The organism is Bacteroides sp. QWL-09 (assembly GCF_058683585.1).
Genome location: NZ_CM178748.1, coordinates 1594840 through 1615071 on the forward strand (window position 1 = coordinate 1594840; position 20232 = coordinate 1615071).

General features: G+C 40.4%; 10 protein-coding genes. All 10 read left to right on the forward strand.

Annotation, left to right across the window (positions count from 1 at the left end; all coding sequences use genetic code 11):
• Positions 1-8: 8 nt before the first annotated feature.
• Entirely contained in the window at positions 9-2132 is a 2124-nt protein-coding gene (locus tag AC4PG5_RS06265) for a surface glycan-binding family protein (RefSeq protein ID WP_492030557.1), read from the forward strand.
• A 9-nt stretch (positions 2133-2141) separates the two neighbouring features.
• Positions 2142-5291: a SusC/RagA family TonB-linked outer membrane protein gene (locus AC4PG5_RS06270; protein ID WP_492030558.1), complete on the forward strand. Its 3150-nt coding sequence runs from the start codon at positions 2142-2144 to the stop codon at positions 5289-5291.
• A gap of 12 nt (positions 5292-5303) precedes the next feature.
• On the forward strand, positions 5304-6950 hold the full coding sequence (locus AC4PG5_RS06275) for a RagB/SusD family nutrient uptake outer membrane protein (RefSeq protein WP_492030559.1): 1647 nt from the start codon (positions 5304-5306) through the stop codon (positions 6948-6950).
• A gap of 113 nt (positions 6951-7063) precedes the next feature.
• Positions 7064-9988, forward strand: coding sequence for a chondroitinase family polysaccharide lyase (locus AC4PG5_RS06280; RefSeq protein WP_492030560.1), 2925 nt, complete (start codon positions 7064-7066; stop codon positions 9986-9988).
• Positions 9978-12416, forward strand: coding sequence for a glycoside hydrolase family 95 protein (locus AC4PG5_RS06285; RefSeq protein WP_492030561.1), 2439 nt, complete (start codon positions 9978-9980; stop codon positions 12414-12416). The genes AC4PG5_RS06280 and AC4PG5_RS06285 overlap by 11 nt, the downstream gene beginning before the upstream one ends.
• A 191-nt stretch (positions 12417-12607) precedes the next feature.
• Positions 12608-13894, forward strand: coding sequence for a DUF4995 domain-containing protein (locus AC4PG5_RS06290; RefSeq protein ID WP_492030562.1), 1287 nt, complete (start codon positions 12608-12610; stop codon positions 13892-13894).
• Between the two features lie 21 nt (positions 13895-13915).
• On the forward strand, positions 13916-15916 hold the full coding sequence (gene hepC, locus AC4PG5_RS06295) for a heparin-sulfate lyase HepC (protein WP_492030563.1): 2001 nt from the start codon (positions 13916-13918) through the stop codon (positions 15914-15916).
• A gap of 84 nt (positions 15917-16000) precedes the next feature.
• Positions 16001-17614: a sulfatase family protein gene (locus AC4PG5_RS06300; protein ID WP_492030701.1), complete on the forward strand. Its 1614-nt coding sequence runs from the start codon at positions 16001-16003 to the stop codon at positions 17612-17614.
• Between the two features lie 24 nt (positions 17615-17638).
• Positions 17639-19267 carry a CehA/McbA family metallohydrolase domain-containing protein gene (locus AC4PG5_RS06305; protein ID WP_492030564.1) on the forward strand — a complete coding sequence of 543 codons (1629 nt, stop codon included), beginning with the start codon at positions 17639-17641 and terminating at the stop codon, positions 19265-19267.
• Complete coding sequence (locus tag AC4PG5_RS06310) at positions 19264-20232, forward strand: ROK family protein (RefSeq protein ID WP_492030565.1); 969 nt, start codon at positions 19264-19266, stop codon at positions 20230-20232. Before AC4PG5_RS06305 ends, AC4PG5_RS06310 begins: the two co-directional genes overlap by 4 nt.

Genomic DNA, 20232 nt, shown 5'->3' on the forward strand with positions numbered 1-20232 from the left:
ATATCATAATGAAAACGAGAATTAACCACAACCTGTTATCATGGGCTACCTTATGGTTGCTTATGTTTACAGTGGTCTCTTGTACGGATACAGAGACGACGGATTCCAGAAATTTTGCACTATATTACTCGGGAGTTACCGATATTGGTCCATCAATGACCTACAATTCAGGTACGCCAACGTATATCGGCCCAACACCTAGTTCGTTTACGATTACTAAAGTGATTTATAAAGACGAAGATATTGATGCTAGAAGCTTCACTATCGACGAAAATACAGGCGTTATCACCATCAGCAATAGTGCGGAATTAGGAGTGGGAATGTATAAGATCTCTATTTCCTGTATGGCTGGCGGGAAAACCTATACTTTTAATGATGCTATTGAAGTCAATATGTTACCGGCAGTACCCGAAGGAGTAGAAGCCGTTCCATCAGTGATCACCATTGATTACACAGAAGTACAAACGTCTAAAGCAACTTCACAAATAACGACCGATGGGCACCATGTTTCAATCACGGCTTATAGTGTGATTCAAGAGGAAGGAAAAGAATACTTTACGGTATCACAATCGGGTAAAATTTCAATCAATCCAAACTTTAAAGGGGAAATACCTCCAGGCATTCACCAAGTTTCTTTGAAATTAACCACTAATGCAGGGGATTGTATTTTTGAAAATGCAGTAGAATTTAATATTACTTCTAAACCATTATCCCTTACTTATACACCATCAGAGGGAGCTTTGGAAATCGGCAACGGCTTTGTATCATCACAGCCTATAGTCAAAGGATCTTTAGAAGAGTTGACCTATGAAATTAAAAATATGACTCCGGCTACTAACCAGATTAAAATAGATCCGAAAACGGGCATATTATCTATCGATCCAAACAATACGCTAAAAATTGGTGATAAGTTTGATTTAGACATTATGGTTAGTAACACCTATGGCAGTACTAACTTTGAAAAGGCATATACTCTAAATGTTGTTGCATTCATTAAGCCAATCTCAAACTTCTCTTATACCGTTAAAGACGCTATGCAAGCGGTTAAGTTTGAAACGTCTCCAACTAGCGGATTAATTGGCGATGCTATCACATTCTCATTGATTAACGACCTAAATGGACAAATTACTATCGATCCACAAACAGGGGAAATCTCGGCCGTGAAAGGTCACACCATTCCATTGGGAACTCATACAGTTACCGTAAAAGCAAAAAATGTGAAAAGTGAAGCTACAGCGAACTTAACTTTAACCGTAAAAGAGAATCCTTATTACTTTACTCATATCCGCTATGGCAATAACTTAGGTTTGACACCTGCAACAAACTATGCTAACCAATTCAGAGTCTTCTCTGCTGATGAGTTGCAAAATTTGTCACTGACACCGACAACAGATATCAAAGCTGGCGTAGAGGTAGAATGGAGTGTAAAAACAAAAGCGCAAATGTCTGGAACAACAATCGATGCAAATGGTAAACTAAACTTTACCACAAGTGGTTGGAAGGATGCCAATAGCGGTTTAATTATGGTTACTGCAACAACAGGAAAAGGGACTCCGGCTGAAGTCAGCATGACCGTTCCGGTATTCTTCAATTTTGCCTCAGCTGTAGCTGGCATAAAAGTACTTTATTCACCGTTCGTCTTTCAAGTTAATCCAAAGACAGGAGGAACATCGGCTATACCTACAATTGAGGGAATGAGTGATTTAACTCAATTTGCAATTGATTATCGACGTTCGTTTAACTTCTATAACTTTAACGGACCAGACGCACATGGGGATGGACAACCTAGTGTGACAAACTCACTGATGAATCAGGTTTGGAAAAAATATTATGAAACGATCGGATCAGCAACGATTAATACCGGTTCTAAAGATCCAATGTCTTATTTCTCTAATAATGGAGTTAATGGTCGAACATTAGCTATGGCATTGGGATACGTTGATGCAGCTAATAATAATGCTTTAAGAATTAATCCAAACCAATACATCGGATTGGATGGCATACCGGCCAATGGGGCTATGATCGGACAAATGACCTTCATTACAGATGGTAATATCGGTGGACTAGGTAATTCTAAGAATCAGATCTTTCCGATCTTTATCTGGTTCGATGAAGCTTTTGAATCTAAATAATTGAATACTATGCAACTAAAAAATAGAACAAGTGGCTATAGTAGAGTGTTTAGCACTCTACTGGCCTTAATCTTAACATTAACAGTATCAGCACAACAGCTCACGGTAAAAGGAATCGTTAATGATGAGACGAATATGCCTCTCATCGGAGCTACAGTCTTAGTAAAAGGAAGTACGACCGGTACAGTAACCGATTTTGATGGTAACTTTACTGTTAGAGTAGCTAAAGGTGCACTCATTTCAATCTCTTATATTGGTTATAAACCGCAAGATATCAAGATTAAAGATAATCAAAGACTTGTGATCCAGCTACAACCAGATGCACAAATGCTTGACGACGTCGTGGTAGTAGGATATGCAGGTATTAAACGCGGAGATTTAACCGGCTCAGTGTCATCCGTTTCATCAAAAGCAATTGAAGGCTATAAGTCAAGTTCGGTCATGGAAGCTTTAGGCGGACAAATTTCAGGTGTTCAAATTACACAAACAGATGGTACACCCGGATCTGGATTTGATGTAAAAATTCGCGGTATTGGTACAGTAACGGGAGATGCCTCACCACTTTACATTGTTGATGGGTTTCAAGTAGATAACATCAATTATTTATCAAACTCCGATATTGAATCGGTGGATGTTCTTAAGGATGCCTCTTCAGCAGCAATCTACGGTGCGCGTGCAGCAAATGGAGTCGTTTTAGTAACAACTAAATCAGGTAAGAGTGGCGCGCCACACATCAGTTACAATGGTTCTGCCAGCTATCGCAAAGTAGCCAAAAAATTAGACATGCTCGATCCATACGAGTTTGTTAAACTGCAAATGGACCTTTATCCAGATAAATATGCTAATACGTACTATAAGGCTGGAGAAGATGAAAATGGAATACCATACCGTTATCAATCGCTCGAGGATTACAAAAACGTAGATGGTATTAATTGGCAAGACGAAGTGCTTAAGCCTACTTGGTCTAGTAACCACAGCCTTGGAGTTACCGGAGGTAGCAAAGAAACAAAATACGCATTTTCTTTCTCTCACTTCGATGAAGATGGAGTTTTTAAGAATAGTTCGTTTAAAAAAACAACCGCAAAAATGCGCATCAATCAGAAAATAACTAAAAAGATTACCCTTGATGCCAATGTGACTTATGCCAATTCTACACAAATGGGAAATGGAACTTCAAGTGGATCTGGACGTTTTAATGTGCTTGCTCAAGTTTTAAGTGCCCGCCCTACCGGTGGATTAAGCATGACTGACGAGGAATTATTAGCCTCAGCAATTGACCCTTTGGAATTGGAAATGAGTGAAAGTTTAGCACAAGTGAATCCTGTAAACCAAGCAGAATCGGTGCATAAAAAGAAAAATTCCGAAATGTGGTCAGCCAATGGTACACTAACCATTGAGCTAATGAAAAACCTAACGTTTAAAACAGCCGGCACATACGGCACAACAAATACACGCAACGATGTATTCTACAATGACGGTTCAAAAGAGGCCTATCGTAACGGAAACAAACCGTACGGAGAAACCCAAATGGCAAAATCGGTACGATGGACTAACTTCAACTATTTGACATACAAAAAGAAGATTAAAAGACACACCATGGACGTGATGGTGGGACATGAAATTAGTTATAATAGCGATGAATATTTATTAGGACAAGCAAAGGATTTCCCTTTCGACAACTTAGGTAATAACAACTTAGGCCTAGGAGCTACACCAAGTAAAATAGAAACCTCTCTTTACGACAAGACACTACTTTCATTCTTTGCTAGAGCAAACTACAATTATAAAGATCGCTACTTAGTAACGGCAACGATTCGCGCCGATGGATCAACCGTATTTGCAGCTAAAAACAAATGGGGATATTTCCCTGCTTTTTCTGCTGCATGGCGTATTAATGAAGAAAAATTCATGAAAGACATGACTGCCGTATCAAATTTAAAATTACGTTTAGGATGGGGTACTGTTGGTAATGATCGCGTATCCAATTATTTGTCAATGGATATATATGACAGGAGCAAATATGGATTGGGAAACAATCTGGTAACGGTATTGACGCCTAAGCAACTTAAAAATTCAAATTTAAAATGGGAAGGCTCTACAACAACTAATATTGGTCTAGATTTAGGTCTATTTAATAACCGCGTAAATTTAACTGCCGATTATTTTATAAAAAACACCAAAGATTTATTAATTGCACAAAGTTTAGCTAATGTAACCGGTTTTGAATCACAGATGCAAAATGTCGGTAAAATTCAAAATCGAGGATTAGAATTATCATTGAGCACTGTTAATATTCAATCACGCAAACTTTTATGGAAAACAGATTTGAATATTTCATTCATCAAAAATGAATTGAAAGCATTGCAATCGGGTGTCAATGCTATGTATGCCCGTACAGGGTTCAACAGCGACTTCCCAGATTATGACTATATTGCAAAAGTTGGCTCTTCGTTAGGTTTAATGTACGGTTATGAATTCGATGGTGTCTACCAGAGTTCTGATTTTTATGCTACTCCATCAGGTAAACTTGAGTTGAAACCTAATGTGACGCGCAACATGCGTTATAATGATGGAAATGTCACTCCTGGCGTCGTAAAATATAAAGATCAAAATGGAGACGGATTGGCGACTACCGAAGACCGAACTGTCATTGGTAATGCTATACCCGATTTTTTTGGTGGATTCACAAATAGCTTCAACTACGCCAATTTCGATTTTAACTTCATGTTCCAATTTTCATATGGCAACGATATCTTTAATGCTACGCGTATCTACACGACACAAAGTAGAAAAGAACGCACAAATTTGTTAAGCGAGGTAACCGATCGTTGGACACCAACACATGCTTCTAATCGTGTGCCATCAGCTAATGGATATGTAAATAATGAGCTATACTCTCGTTTTATTGAAGACGGATCATTTTTGCGTTTAAAAAACATTACATTAGGATATACTTTGCCTAATAAGCTTACTCGCAAAGCCTACATTTCCAAAATACGTGTTTATGGTTCTGCTCAAAATCTCTTTTGCTTAAGCGGATATAGCGGATATGATCCAGAGGTTAGTATGTCAAGCAATAGCCCTATGACTCCAGGCTTAGACTGGGGAGCTTACCCAAAAAGTAGAATCTTTACGTTTGGGGTAGACATTGAATTTTAATACGAAAGAACAATGAAAAAATATATCATTTTAATGTTAGTCATGGGCGGAAGTTTCGCATGTACTTCTTGCTCGGATATGCTTCAAGAAGAAGCACAGTCACAAATTGATAAAACGAAATTTATCAATAATGCCAAAGAAGCGGAACCGGTATTGTTAGGGGTTTATCGTTCAATGGTAACCGATCAGACTTATGGATACAATCTTTCTTTGTTATTCCCGTTGTCAACTGATATTGCTCAATGCACAAGCGGCACAAATAGCTTTAGACAGATACCATCAAATGCGCTCACAACAAGTGAATCAAGCGTAAAGGATACGTGGAAAGCGCTTTATGAAGGCATCTATAATGCTAATGATTTTTTAGAGACTATCGCTACCCGCTATGAATACTTCAGTGCTAACGATAAAAAGAAAGCAACCATTTACATTGCTGAAGCAAAAGCTTTACGTGCCATGTATTATTTTGAATTGGTACGGTATTGGGGGAATATTATTTTAATGAAAACGACAGCTGATTCCAACAAACAACCTTCTGTTTTTGCTCAAGCTGACCCCAAAGAGGTCTATCAGTTCATCGAAGAGGATCTGAAATATGCCATTGAAAATTTACCTTATGCCATAGACGATGACATTCGTCCGGACAACAGTTTTCGTTTCTCTCGTGGTGCAGCATTGGGATTACTAGCTAAGGTTTATGCAACATGGGCCGGCTATCCTATCCAAGATACAAGCAAGTGGGAACAGGCCGCACGTACAGCTAAAATTCTTATCGAATCTGGCAAGCACGCCTTATTAGATAATTATGAACAACTCTGGAGAAATACGTGTAATTCAATTTGGGATCCGAAGGAAAGTTTAATCGAAGTTAGTTTTTATGCTCCAACTGTAACAGGGTCTGCTTCGGAAGATCCATGCGGACGTATTGGAAAATGGAACGGTGTTGTGGCCAATGAAATTACCGGTTTGAGGGGACGTAATGCCGGAAACGTCAGAGTAGTCTATACCTTTTACCGCGATTGGGACAAAGGCGATCTTGATTTACGACGAAATCTCTCTATAGCCGATTATAAGTATGTCAACACCGTCAAAACGCCACTTTCTAATAAGACCCCTGACGAAGATGGCAAGAATTGGCAAAACATGACACCAGCTAAATGGGATACCGAAAAGTATGTTTTGCCCAATAATATTTTAATCAATCAAGATAAATCAAACATCAATTGGTATATTTTACGTTATGCAGAGGTCTTGCTAATTTATGCAGAAGCTCTGAATGAATGGCAAAACGGGCCGACTCAAGATGCATATACGGCAGTAAATATGGTACGCCGCCGTGGATTTGGATTTCCTATCACCATGACCAATTCGATTTCTGACTTATCTGCAGACATGACACAAGAAGAATTCAGAACAGCCATTCACAAAGAACGTGCTTATGAATTAGCTTTTGAAGGGCATCGTCGCACAGATTTGATGCGTTGGGGTAATTATTACGAAACAGTCATTTCTACTGCACAAACATTAGTTGACTGGTATTCAAGCGCTTACTACACAGCTGCCGAATACACTAAAAAGAACAAACATGAATTGTTGCCTATCCCACAACGTGAATGTGACTTAATGCCTCAGATTAAACAGAATCCTGGTTGGAACTAGTATTTTAGACAGTACAATACTTAATCATTAAAATCGCTCTTGTATACATATAGAGAAGTATTCAAGAGCGATTTTTAATGATAACCTCTCAACCTCAACAAACCATGTTCTAAATGAAACCACTTTTAAAAAAACTACTCATAGGCTTGACTTCCATGTATGCTTTATCTTGTCAAGCACAAATTTATTCGTTCGAAAATTCAGAAATTCCTTTAAATTGGAATTTGGAAAAAGGAATACTTTCTATTTCATCTTCAAAATACAAGCTTGGACATCAAGCCTTGCAGATTCAATGGAAAGCTGGAGACAAACTAACTATTTCTCAACCATTGGGAATAGAAAAAGCCTCTCAAAGCTCTAACGGGGGCATCAATGCATGGTTCTATAATACACTTCTGACAACTGATTCTATCCGATTAGCATTCTTAGACGTCAACCATCAAGAACTGTGTCATCTTAATTTCCAGCTTAATTTCAAAGGATGGCGTTGTTTATGGGCTAAGTTCAAGGAAGATATGAATATGCCAATCAAAAGTCAAATACAAACTTTAGAAATAACATTTCCTAAGACTCAACAAACGGGAATATTATACCTTGATGCACTTGAATTTACCCCTAAAGTATCTTGGCAAAAAATGTCGGATACTCAGTATTTCGTCAACCAAAAAGATTTCAGTTTAATTCCAAACTTTTTAAGCTATCGAAAAACTTTGCCTCAAGTGAATAGGCTCATTACAGGTAAGAAAAGTGAAATAGAACTTATCAGTAAACGATTAGAAAATTGGTACCTAGGATTCTCGGACAAAGTATCAACTGATCCATGGAGACAAATGCGTCTAAATAGCGAACATCGTTTTATAAAAGAGGGAGTTAGCGAAGCAAAAAAAATAAAAATCAAATATGACAAAGATGGGATAGCCGTAGGCAATGCACTTTACCCAATGGCTTTTCCTAAGGTGATAGATCAAAACAAAGTGATGTATTTCCGAACTATAAACGAGAAGATGCTATTGCCGTTAGCTTTGGATTACAGAAAAAACAATAACAAGGAGAGTTTAAACAAAGCACGGTACATTTACGATTGGTTTTACGACCAAGGCTGGGCTGATGGTAGCGGATTAGGCACCCTTTGTTTTGAAAAACTTCGTAGCTCAGGCTATTTTCATTCATTTTTCTTACTTAAAGATAAGTTATCGAAAACACAACTTGAACGAGAATTAAATACGCTTAATTGGTATACGATGTTTGGCGTCTGTTATCAAAACCCCACACATACGGGTGAAGTAGCCGATAACCTCAGAGCATTGGCTCTTCCGAAACTGATTTATGCGTTATCTCTAACCAATGAAAAAGAACGTCAGATTGCTCTTACGGCCTATAAGAACTACATGGATAATGCGTTAGGTATCGCCCCTGGATTTTATGGTACAATAAAGCCAGATTATTCAGGTTATCATCACCGTGGTCCTTACCATAGCGCTTACTACCCACATGCTCTTTATGCAGCTTCATTGGTAGCTTACCTACTTCATGGCACCCCTTATGCTTTGTCTGAACAAACCATGCACCATCTAAAGCAAGGATTATTAACGTTTCGCTTCTTCTCTGCCGAATTAAATGTTCCGGCAGGTACGGTAGGACGCTTTCCAAAAAATCAAGAAATCGTACAAACAATTTTACCGGCTTTTGCTTATGTCGCTCTCTCCTCAGAAACACCCGACAAGGAACTTACGGCAGCATTCAAACGTTTGCTAACCTACAACCAAGAAACATTAAGCAATTATATCAAAACAGTAGACTCTAATTTAACATACACAGCTAGCATAGGTGAAATAGAACTAATGAATGAGTTATCGGCTACAGCCATTGCCGAAGAGGTTGAAGTTAAAGGAAACCTATTCATGCCTTACTCAGGGGTAATGATTTCGAAAGATGAAAATTTTCAGTTCAATATGAAAGGATTTAGTCGCTATATATGGGACTTTGAGTCGTCAGACACTGAAAACTTAAAAGGACGGTATTTAGCTTATGGACAAATAGAGTATTTCGATTTCAAACAAAAAAACAAGTCCTTTAGACCAGATTTAGAAACATTCAATTGGAATTATATTCCGGGGGCTACAACCAAAGTTTTGCCTGAGAAAGTGTTGCAAGATAAAGGAGGAAGCGATTCGGGACATCGAAATTTTTCCGATGAAACGTTCCTTGCCGGTGTTCATGCCTCAGAAGAAATCGGTCTGTTTGCTTTTAAATTGCACGACATCACTTACGATAGCTCTTTCCGAGCGAATAAATCTGTATTCATTCTGCCAGAAGGATTACTTTGTTTAGGATCAGATATTCAAAACTCAGACCAAGAACACCCTACTGTCACAACTCTTTTTCAATCTTTTGGCAATCAATCTGATCAACTATCATCCTCCATCTTCGAAGATCAATCGTGCCTCTATGCGGTCAAAGATGGTATGGTAAAAGTGGATAAAGAAAAAGATCATTGCACAGTCTATCTCTCACATGGTACACAGCCCAAAGCTGAAAAATATGCTTATTTCATTCTAAAAGAAAAAAACAAAACACTAGGAGAAAAACTTTTAAACGAAAATGGTCCGGTTACAATTGTGAGACAAGATTGTCATGCGCACATTGTCCGGCACGAAAACAGAAAGATCATTTATGCAGCTTTGTATGATGCTCAAATGATCTACAACAACCTAGTTCTTCAGAAGGTCAACATTCCCCTAGCTTATGTGTTAGAAGAGCGGAATAAAGGAACTTACGCATTATCAATCTGTGAACCGAATATGCGTCGTGCCTCACAAAAGCACATGGGGTTACTTACCGAAACGGATGTGATCGATCAAGAGAGATCCTTTGAAACAAAACTAACCCTTCAAGGCGATTTTACAGTAACGTGCAAACAACAAGCGATCAAGTTTAGCTACGATAAGCAACGTAACGAGACCACGGTGCAAATCTCGACTATTCGCGGTGAAAACTATAGTTTATTACTCCACAAAAACAATAAACATGAAAAATAGAGTTTCATTGTCATTATTGGGATTACTCCTTACATCAACTTCACTCTATGCTCAAGAAGAATTAACTTTATGGTATAGCTCTCCGGCCAAACACTGGGAGGAAGCTTTACCTATAGGGAACGGCCGATTAGGAGCTATGGTTTTTGGTGATCCCCACAAAGAAAGAATCCAATTTAACGAAAACACCTTATATAGCGGTGAACCGGAAACTGGAAAAGGAATTAAAGTATATGCCCAATTGCCCATCATCAAGCAACTTCTCAGTGAAGGAAAGAATGATGAAGCAGAGGCTATTATGCAAAAAGAATGGATCGGCCGCCTAAATGAAGCTTATCAACCTTTTGGCGATTTAATACTTGATTTCGGTGTCAATCAAGAAATTAGTAACTATAAACATACGCTAGATCTGAAACGAGCAATAGTAACAACAACTTATACCCAAAACGGCTGTGCAATCAAGCGTGAAGTATTTGCTTCTTATCCAAGTCAAGCCATTGTCATACGGCTCATGGCAAACCAACCTATTATAAGTTTTAAAGCTCAATTTACTTCACCTCACCCCTATTCTAATTCGATCAATCAAGGTTTGCTTTTACTGAAAGGGCAGGCTCCTGCACATGCTCAAAGGCGAACAATCCGCTCTATCCAAGAAGCTCAAACAGAGCATTTGCATCCTGAATTTTTTGATAAAAAAGGGACAATAATCCGTCGAAAACAAGTAATTTATGGAGATGAAATGGACGGCAAGGGAATGCGATTTGAAGCAGCTTTATCGTCTACACACCTAGATGGAGAACTTAATATAACACAGCAAGGAATTGAAGCCAAGAATTGCCGCGAAGTTGTTTTGATGATTTATGCGGAAACCAGCTATAACGGACCTAATAAAAGCCCAAGTAAAGATGGGAAAGATCCACATAAATCAATCCTCAAAACCTACGCAGCCAATAAAAGCAAAACTTATGAGTCGCTATTGAATCAGCATATCCAAGATTATCAAGCCTTATTCAACCGTGTAATGTTTAGACTACCGTCGACCGAGGAACAACGCGCTATGTCTACCGATCAACGTTTAAAAAAGTTCGCAGAAAAAGAAGATCAGGAATTAATTACTCAACTTTTTCAATTTGGCCGTTACTTAATGATTGCAGGATCACGTGGCAACGGACAGCCTCTCAATCTGCAAGGTCTTTGGAACGACAAAATACTTCCACCATGGAATTCTGGCTATACACTCAATATTAATCTGGAAATGAATTACTGGCCAGCCGAAGTCACGAATCTTTCAGAATGCCACCAACCCTTATTCGACTTTCTCGATAGTATAGCCAAACGAGGTGAATCATTGGCTAAAGACATGTATCATTTAGACGGTTGGGCCATTCACCACAACGTTTCCATCTGGCAAGAAACGTATCCATCAGATGGATTTGTTTATTGGTTCTTTTGGAACATGTCTGGTCCATGGTTATGCCAACATATTTGGGAACATTATTTATTCACTAAAGACTTAGTTTTTCTTAAGCGCTACTATCCAATCTTAAAGGGCTCTGCTACGTTCTGCAACAAATGGCTGATTCAAAACACCAAAGGCGAATGGGTTACTCCTATAAGTACTTCACCCGAGAATTCATTTTTCTTAACTAATAATCGACCAGCATCTGTTTGTGAAGGTAGCACCATGGATTTAAGTCTTATTCGTCACTTATTCGATCGCACAATCAAGGCAGCTAAACTTCTCAAAACAGACCAGCGTTTCTGTGCTGAACTAGAAACTAAGCTAAAAGGATTAAAAGGTTATCAAATAGGAGATAAGGGACAATTATTAGAATGGGATAAAGCTTATCAAGAAAGTGAACCTCATCATCGTCACGTTTCTCATCTTTTTGGATTATATCCAGGATGTGATATCACGCCTGATACGCCTTTACTTTTTGATGCAGCACGTACTACCTTAACCAAACGAGGAAATAAAACAACTGGTTGGAGCATGGCTTGGAAAATTTCTTTGTGGTCGCGCTTACTTGATGCCGAAAATGCATATGATGCTTTAGTGAACTTAATGACTTATATTGATCCTAACCAAAAAGGAGAGAACAGAGGCGGACTTTATAGAAACTTGTTAAATGCACTGCCATTTCAAATTGATGGAAACTTTGGAGTAACTGCAGGTATAGCTGAAATGCTTCTTCAAAGTCATCAAAATGAAATTCATTTATTACCAGCCTTACCAACAAAATGGGAAAAAGGACAAATGACTGGATTGCGTGCAAGAGGCGGGGTGACAGTCGACTTGAAATGGGAAGAAGGTTCACTTCAAACAGCCACATTTGTTAGCGACTATGATCAAAACATTTTAATTGTTTATGGAAATAAAAAGCAAACTTTGACTCTTAAAAGAGGGAGATGTAAAACATTGTCTTTTTAAGTCCAAAGATCGTTAAATTCCGCTCTAAAGGAGTTGATTGACAAATTTGATACTTTTTTCAACAAAACTAATAGTTCCAACACCTTTCTATAAAGGCTTTTGAACATTCGTTCCATCTAAATTAAAAGAGAAGACCTACTTTTGTATCAACCGTAAAAACAAAAACAAAGAAAAAAAACAAGCATAAATTAATGAATAAAATGAAAAAGAATTTCGTTCTATTAGCTTCCATAGCTTTCGCTTTTGCGTCGTGCCAAACGGCCCCTAAAACAGATTATGGTTGGGTAAAAAAAGGATTAAACGTTGCTTCAGAACAACTCAAACTTACAGCAGAGGAAGTAAACGGTACCGGTAAACTACCCCGTTCTATTCATAGAGGCTATGATATGGCTTTCCTTTCTCAACAACTAGAAAAAGATTCGCTTCTCTTTAAGGATTCTCTTCGTGCTCGTCCTTCAGCAGAGATGTTGGGACAACGTCGCCTTTGCGGAGTATACGATTGGACCAGTGGTTTCTTCCCCGGATCGTTATGGTTTGCTTATGAGTTAACGCATGACGAACAATTAAAGACACAAGCCACAACTTACACCAATTTACTTAATCCGGTGCGTTATTATAAAGGAACACACGACTTAGGGTTTATGATTAATTGTAGTTTTGGCAATGCCGAACGCTTAGCGCCAAACGACTCGATCATCAAGGTGATGACAGAAACAGCCGACAACCTATGCGGACGCTTTAATAAGCAAATCGGTTGTATCCGTTCATGGGACTTCGGAACTTGGAACTTCCCGGTTATCATCGATAATATGATGAACTTGGATTTATTATTTACAGTCAGCAAGATGACCGGTAACGAGAAGTATAAGCAGATTGCCATTACACATGCCAATACAACCATGAAACATCATTTCCGTCCGGATTATACCTGCTATCATGTCATTAGCTACAATAACGACGGAAGTGTAGAACGTAAACAAACCCATCAAGGGAAGAATGATGATTCTTCATGGGCACGTGGTCAAGCATGGGCTGTCTATGGTTATACCGCATGTTATCGGGAAACTAAAGATACCACTTACCTACACTTCGCTGAAAAGATTGCCAACATGATCATGACACGTGTTAAAACAGATGACGCTGTTCCATTGTGGGATTACGATGCACCAAACAGCAAGGAAACTCCACGTGACGCTTCGGCCGCATCCATCACCGCTTCGGCTTTGATCGAACTGAGTACCATGTCGGAACAAGGCGACACCTACTTGTCGTATGCTGAGAAAATTTTGAAATCACTTTCTAGCGAAAATTATCTAGCCAAAGTTGGTGCCAACCAAGGGTTCATCTTGATGCACTCTACAGGTTCTCTACCCAATGGTTCAGAGATCGATGTGCCATTGAACTATGCCGATTATTACTACATGGAAGCCTTAAAGAGATACATGGCTCTGAAAGGTCTCGATTATAAAAATTTGTAATCTACTCTAATCTTTTTCAACATGAAACATAGATTGACTTATCTACTTTTACTCGTCATGATTTGTTTGCCGAGTATGAGCTCCGCTCAAGAACTTAAGAGTGAAGTATTTTCTCTTCTCAATTTGGATTATCCAGGGTTAGAGAAAGTAAAGGCTTTACATCAACAAGGACAAGACCAAGAAGCAGCAAAAGCATTATTGGCCTATTATAAATCGCGCACAACGGTTAAAACACCCGACCTCAACCTAAAGAAACTTTCTATCAGCAAGGAAGAACAAAAATGGGCAGATGATGGCTTAGAACATACCTTCTTTGTACACAAAGGGTATCAACCTTCTTATAACTATGGCAAAGATATCAATTGGGAATATTGGCCGGTTAAAGACAACGAACTTCGTTGGCAATTACATCGTCACAAATGGTTCACTCCTATGGGAAAGGCTTACCGTCTTTCTAATGACGAGAAATATGCCAAAGAATGGGTGAATCAATACATCGACTGGATCAAAAAAAACCCATTGGTTAAGATGAACAAGGAAGAATATGAGATGGTCAGCAACGGCGAGATCAAAGGTGCACAAGAAAACGTACGCTTTGCTTGGCGTCCATTGGAAGTCAGCAACCGTTTACAAGATCAGACTCTACAATTCCAATTGTTCATTCCCTCTCCTGCTTTTACTGCAGAATTCTTAACGGAGTTTTTAGTCAACTATCATAAGCATGCCATTCATATCCTTGGAAATTATTCCGACCAAGGTAATCACCTTTTATTCGAAGCTCAACGCATGATCTATGCCGGAACCTTCTTCCCGGAATTTAAGGAGGCTCAAACTTGGCGTAAAAGTGGTATTGAGATTTTAAATCGTGAGATTAACGTACAAGTTTATAAAGACGGGGCTCAGTTTGAGTTAGATCCTCATTATCATTTAGCTGCGATCAATATCTTCTGCAAAGCCTTGCGCATGGCCGACGTGAACGGATTCCGTTCGGAATTTCCACAAAGTTACATGGATACGATCGAGAGCATGGTTATGTTCTATTTGAATATCTGCTACCCGGACTACACCAATCCTTGTTTCAGCGATGCCAAACAAACTAACAAAAAAGAGATGATCAAAAATTATCGTGAATGGCACAAGCTATTCCCAGATAATAAAACCATCCTTTATTTTGCAACTGAGGGAAAAGAAGGGGCGTTGCCTCATTACTTGTCAAAAGGATTCACTCAATCAGGATTCTTTGTTTTTCGTAATTCTTGGGGAGCAGATGCTCTTCAGATGGTCGTTAAAGCCGGGCCAAAAGCATTCTGGCATTGCCAACCGGACAATGGCACTTTCGAACTCTGGTTTAATGGAAAAAACCTATTCCCTGATTCAGGCTCGTATGTCTATGCTGGAGAAGGAGAAGTGATGCAGTTACGCAACTGGTTCCGTCAGACTGCTGTACACAATACACTGACGTTCGACTATAAGAATCTGGAAACAACTCAATCGACCACCAAATTGTGGCAACCGGAAGGAAAGCAGCAAGTGTTGGTGACTGAAAACTCAGGCTATAAAGGATTAACTCATCGTCGTTCAGTCTTTTTCGTAGACGGCACTTATGTAGTGATTGTGGACGAAGCTTATGGCGAAGCTAAAGGTACCATCAACTTGAACTATCAAATGCCAAAAGGCAAGATCGAGAACGACAAAGAAGCTAAAACATTACAAACACAATTTGAAGGTGAAAGTAATCTGAAACTACAATGCTTCGGTCCGGAGCAGATGGATATGAAGAAAGAAGAAGGATGGACCTCTACAGAATACAGAAAACGTGCAAAACGTATGCATGTTTCCTTCAACGTCAACAAAAACGATGAAGAGGCTGTACGTTACATTACCATTATCTACCCGATTAAAGATCAGGATAAAGCGCCTCAACTTTCAGCCAAATTCAAAAACAAAGCTTTTGATGCCAAGCATCTAGAAGTTGAAGTCAAAGTTGATGGCAAGAAACAGACATTAAACTATAATTTATAAGATCAGAAGTGAATGATAGACGAAAGAGGTCCCTACCCAACAGACCGAATCGTTTATCGTTCACTTTGCTGTATAATAGATGTTATGAAATACCGTTCTAAAGCAATTTACATTCCTCTGGCTACCACTGCTGTTGTGTTGTCGTCGTGTGGTAGTGCCCCTAAAGAAACCAAACGTCCGAATATCATCTTTATGATGACAGACGACCATACCACGCAAGCGATATCCTGCTATGGAGGCAATCTGATACAAACACCCAACATGGATCGTATCGCCAATGAAGGGGTACGTTTCGACAACTGCTATGCCGTGAATGCACTCTCCGGTCCATCACGTGCTTGCATCCTTACCGGAAAGTTCAGCCACGAAAATGGGTTTACCGACAATGCAAGTACGTTTAATGGCGATCAGCAGACCTTTCCTAAACTTCTACAACAAGCCGGGTATCAAACGGCAATTGTTGGTAAATGGCACTTGATTAGCGAGCCACAAGGATTCGACTATTGGAGCATCCTAAGCGGACAACACGAACAAGGCGATTACTACCAACCGGATTTCTGGGAAAATGGGAAACATATTGCAGAAGATGGTTATGCAACGGATATTATCACAGACAAAGCCATTCATTTTCTCGAACTAAGAGATAAAAGCAAACCTTTCTGCATGATGTATCATCAGAAAGCGCCTCACCGTAATTGGATGCCGGCTCCACGTCATCTAGGTATATTCAACAATACCACTTTTCCAGAGCCTGCTTCACTCTTCGACGATTATGAAGGTCGAGGAACAGCAGCTCATCAACAAGATATGTCGATTGAGCACACGCTCAGAAACGATTGGGATTTAAAACTTCTCACCAGAGAGGAAATGTTGAAAGATACTACCAATAGACTTTATCAAGTCTACAAACGCATGCCGGCTAAGGTGCAAGATAAATGGGATTCAGTTTATGCACAACGCATTGCAGAATACCGAAAAGGCAACCTCAAAGGCAAGGCGCTTATCAGCTGGAAATATCAACAATACATGCGTGACTATTTAGCAACTGTACTCGCCGTGGATGAAAATATCGGGCGTTTACTCAACTATCTGGAAAAGATCGGTGAGTTGGATAACACCATCATTGTCTATACGTCCGACCAAGGTTTCTTCTTGGGTGAACATGGATGGTTCGACAAACGGTTCATGTACGAAGAATGCCAACGCATGCCACTTATCATCCGCTATCCTAAAGCGATTAAAGCCGGAAGCATCAGCAGTGCCATCAGCATGAATGTCGATTTTGCACCAACCTTCCTCGATTTTGCCGGGGTAACTATTCCTAACGATATTCAAGGGACTTCACTTAAACCGATACTCGAAAATGAAGGGCAGACACCGGGCGACTGGCGTAAAGCGGCTTATTATCACTATTACGAATATCCTGCCGAACATGCCGTAAAACGTCATTACGGTATCCGAACCCAACAGTTCAAACTCATCCATTTTTATAACGATATTGATGAATGGGAAATGTACGATTTAAAAGTCGATCCGAAAGAGATGAATAATATCTTTGGGCAACCGGAATATGCGCATCAGCAAAAAGAACTCATGCAGCTATTAAAAGAGACCCAACAACGCTATAAAGATACCGATCCTGATGAAAAAGTCAACGTCTTATTCAAAGGTGATCGCCGTTTCATGAAAAATAGATAATAAACTATAATACCACTATAAACCATGGATAGAAGAAAATTCTTAAAACATACCGGATGGTCATTCCTCGGATTGGCCGCATCAGGCAGCCTACTTCAGTCATGCACACCGGGAAGTAAAGAGGCTAAAAAAATCATGCCTAAGGCGTCGGACCTTAAAATGTATTGGGGCGACCTTCACAATCATTGCAACCTCACCTACGGACATGGCGATATGCGCGATGCCTTCGAAGCTGCTAAAGGACAATTAGATTTCGTAAGTGTGACTCCTCATGCCATGTGGCCGGATATTCCGGGAGCAAACGATCCTCGTCTGAAATGGGTCATTGACTATCACACGGGAGCTTTCAAACGTCTACGCGAAGGAGGTTACGAGAAGTATGTGAGGATGACCAACGAATATAACAAAGAAGGTGAATTTTTAACTTTCATCGGTTATGAAGCGCACAGCATGGAGCATGGCGATCATGTGGCCTTGAATTATGATCTTGATGCTCCACTCGTTGAGTGTACTTCTATCGAAGATTGGAAACAGAAAGCCAAAGGACATAAAGTATTCATCACCCCACATCACATGGGATATCAAGGTGGTTATCGTGGATACAACTGGAACTGCTTTACCGAAGGCGACCAAACCCCATTCGTCGAAATGTATTCACGCCACGGCTTGGCCGAAAGCGATCAAGGCGATTACCCTTATCTACACGATATGGGACCTCGTCAGTGGGAAGGTACTATCCAATACGGATTGGATCAAGGTCATAAATTCGGACTCATGGCGTCGACCGACCAACACTCGGGTTACCCCGGAAGTTATGGTGACGGTCGAATCGGCGTGTTAGCTCCTTCATTAAGTCGTGAGGCCATTTGGGAGGCTCTTCGTACTCGTCACGTCTGTGCAGCAACCGGCGATAAGATCTTAATCGATTTCCGCTTAAACGACGCCTTTATGGGTGATGTAGTTCGTGGTAACAGCCGCCGCATCTATTTAAATGTCACCGGAGAAAGTTGTATCGACTATGTTGACCTCGTTAAAAACGGTCAGACTCTTGCCCGTATGAGTGGTCCGTTAACTCCGATAGCACCGGAAGGCGATACCATACGTTGTAAAGTGAAGATCGACTTCGGATGGAACCGCGAAGAACATTACGTCCATTGGCAAGGTAAACTTTCTCTCGACAAGGGAAAACTTGTAAACGTTACCCCTTGTTTCCGCGGAGCTGCTTTCACCTCTCCCCAAGAAGGTGAAACCGAATTCCACACAAACATCAACCGTGTGGTATCGGTCGACCAGACTTCAACAGAACTCGACCTCTATAGTTCTAAAAACCCGAACACCACAACGGCCGCTATGCAAGCCGTCATCTTGGAAGTCGAAATGCCAAAAGACGGAAAGATCAGTGCCGAGTTTAATGGCAAGAAGTTCGAGCACACCCTAGGAGAACTACTCGAAGGATCACGTTCACACTTCATGATCGGTTGGCTAAGCGAAGCTATTCTGTTCAATCGGGCGATGCCGGAAAGTTGCTTCACGGTAGAACACTATTTAGAAGACAAAGAGCCGCAAAAAGAAACCGACTATTATTATGTCCGCGTCCGTCAACGTGACGGCCAATGGGCTTGGAGTTCACCAATTTGGGCAGAAAGAGTATGAGAAAAAAATACGCCATAGGAATAGATCTTGGCGGTACCTCAGTGAAATACGCACTCATCGATGATGAAGGCGTATTTCATTTTGAAGGGAAATTACCGTCGAAAGCTGATCAATCGGCCGAAGCCGTAATCGGTCAGCTACTCACCGCCATTCAAGAAGTTAAAGCATTTGCCGCAACTCAAAATTTCACAATTGAAGGGATTGGAATCGGCACACCTGGGATCGTCGATGCTACTAATCGCATTGTTCTTGGTGGTGCTGAAAATATTGTTGGCTGGACTAACATTCTCTTAGCCGATCGTATCGAAGCCATCGCCCAACTCCCCACCCAACTCGGCAATGATGCCAATCTGATGGGCCTCGGTGAGACTTTATACGGTGCTGGAAAAGGAGCCACACACGTGGTCTTTATCACCGTCGGTACCGGTATCGGAGGAGCAGTCGTGATCGACGGAAAACTCTTTAACGGATTTGCCAACCGTGGAACGGAACTAGGGCATGTGCCACTTATTGCCAACGGAGAGCCCTGTGCTTGCGGATCGGTAGGCTGTTTAGAACATTACGCCTCAACTTCCGCTTTAATCCGACGCTACAAACAACGTTTAGCCGCTTCAACGACACCGAACGATCCAACGACACAAAACGATTCCACCGAAATCAATGGAGAGTACATTGTTGCACGCTACATGGAGAACGATCCGATCGCTCAAGAAGCCCTAAACGAACATTGCGACTTCCTAGGCCATGGAATTGCCGGATTTATTAATATCTTTAGCCCCGAAAAAATAGTAATCGGCGGCGGACTCTCCGAAGCCGGAGAATTTTATATCGAAAAGATAACCGACAACGCCCAACGCTACGCCATCCCGGACTGTGCCGTCAACACCCACATTATGGCTGCATCTTTGGGAAATAAAGCCGGAAGTATTGGTGCTGCATCCCTTATCTTCTCACTAAAAGACTAA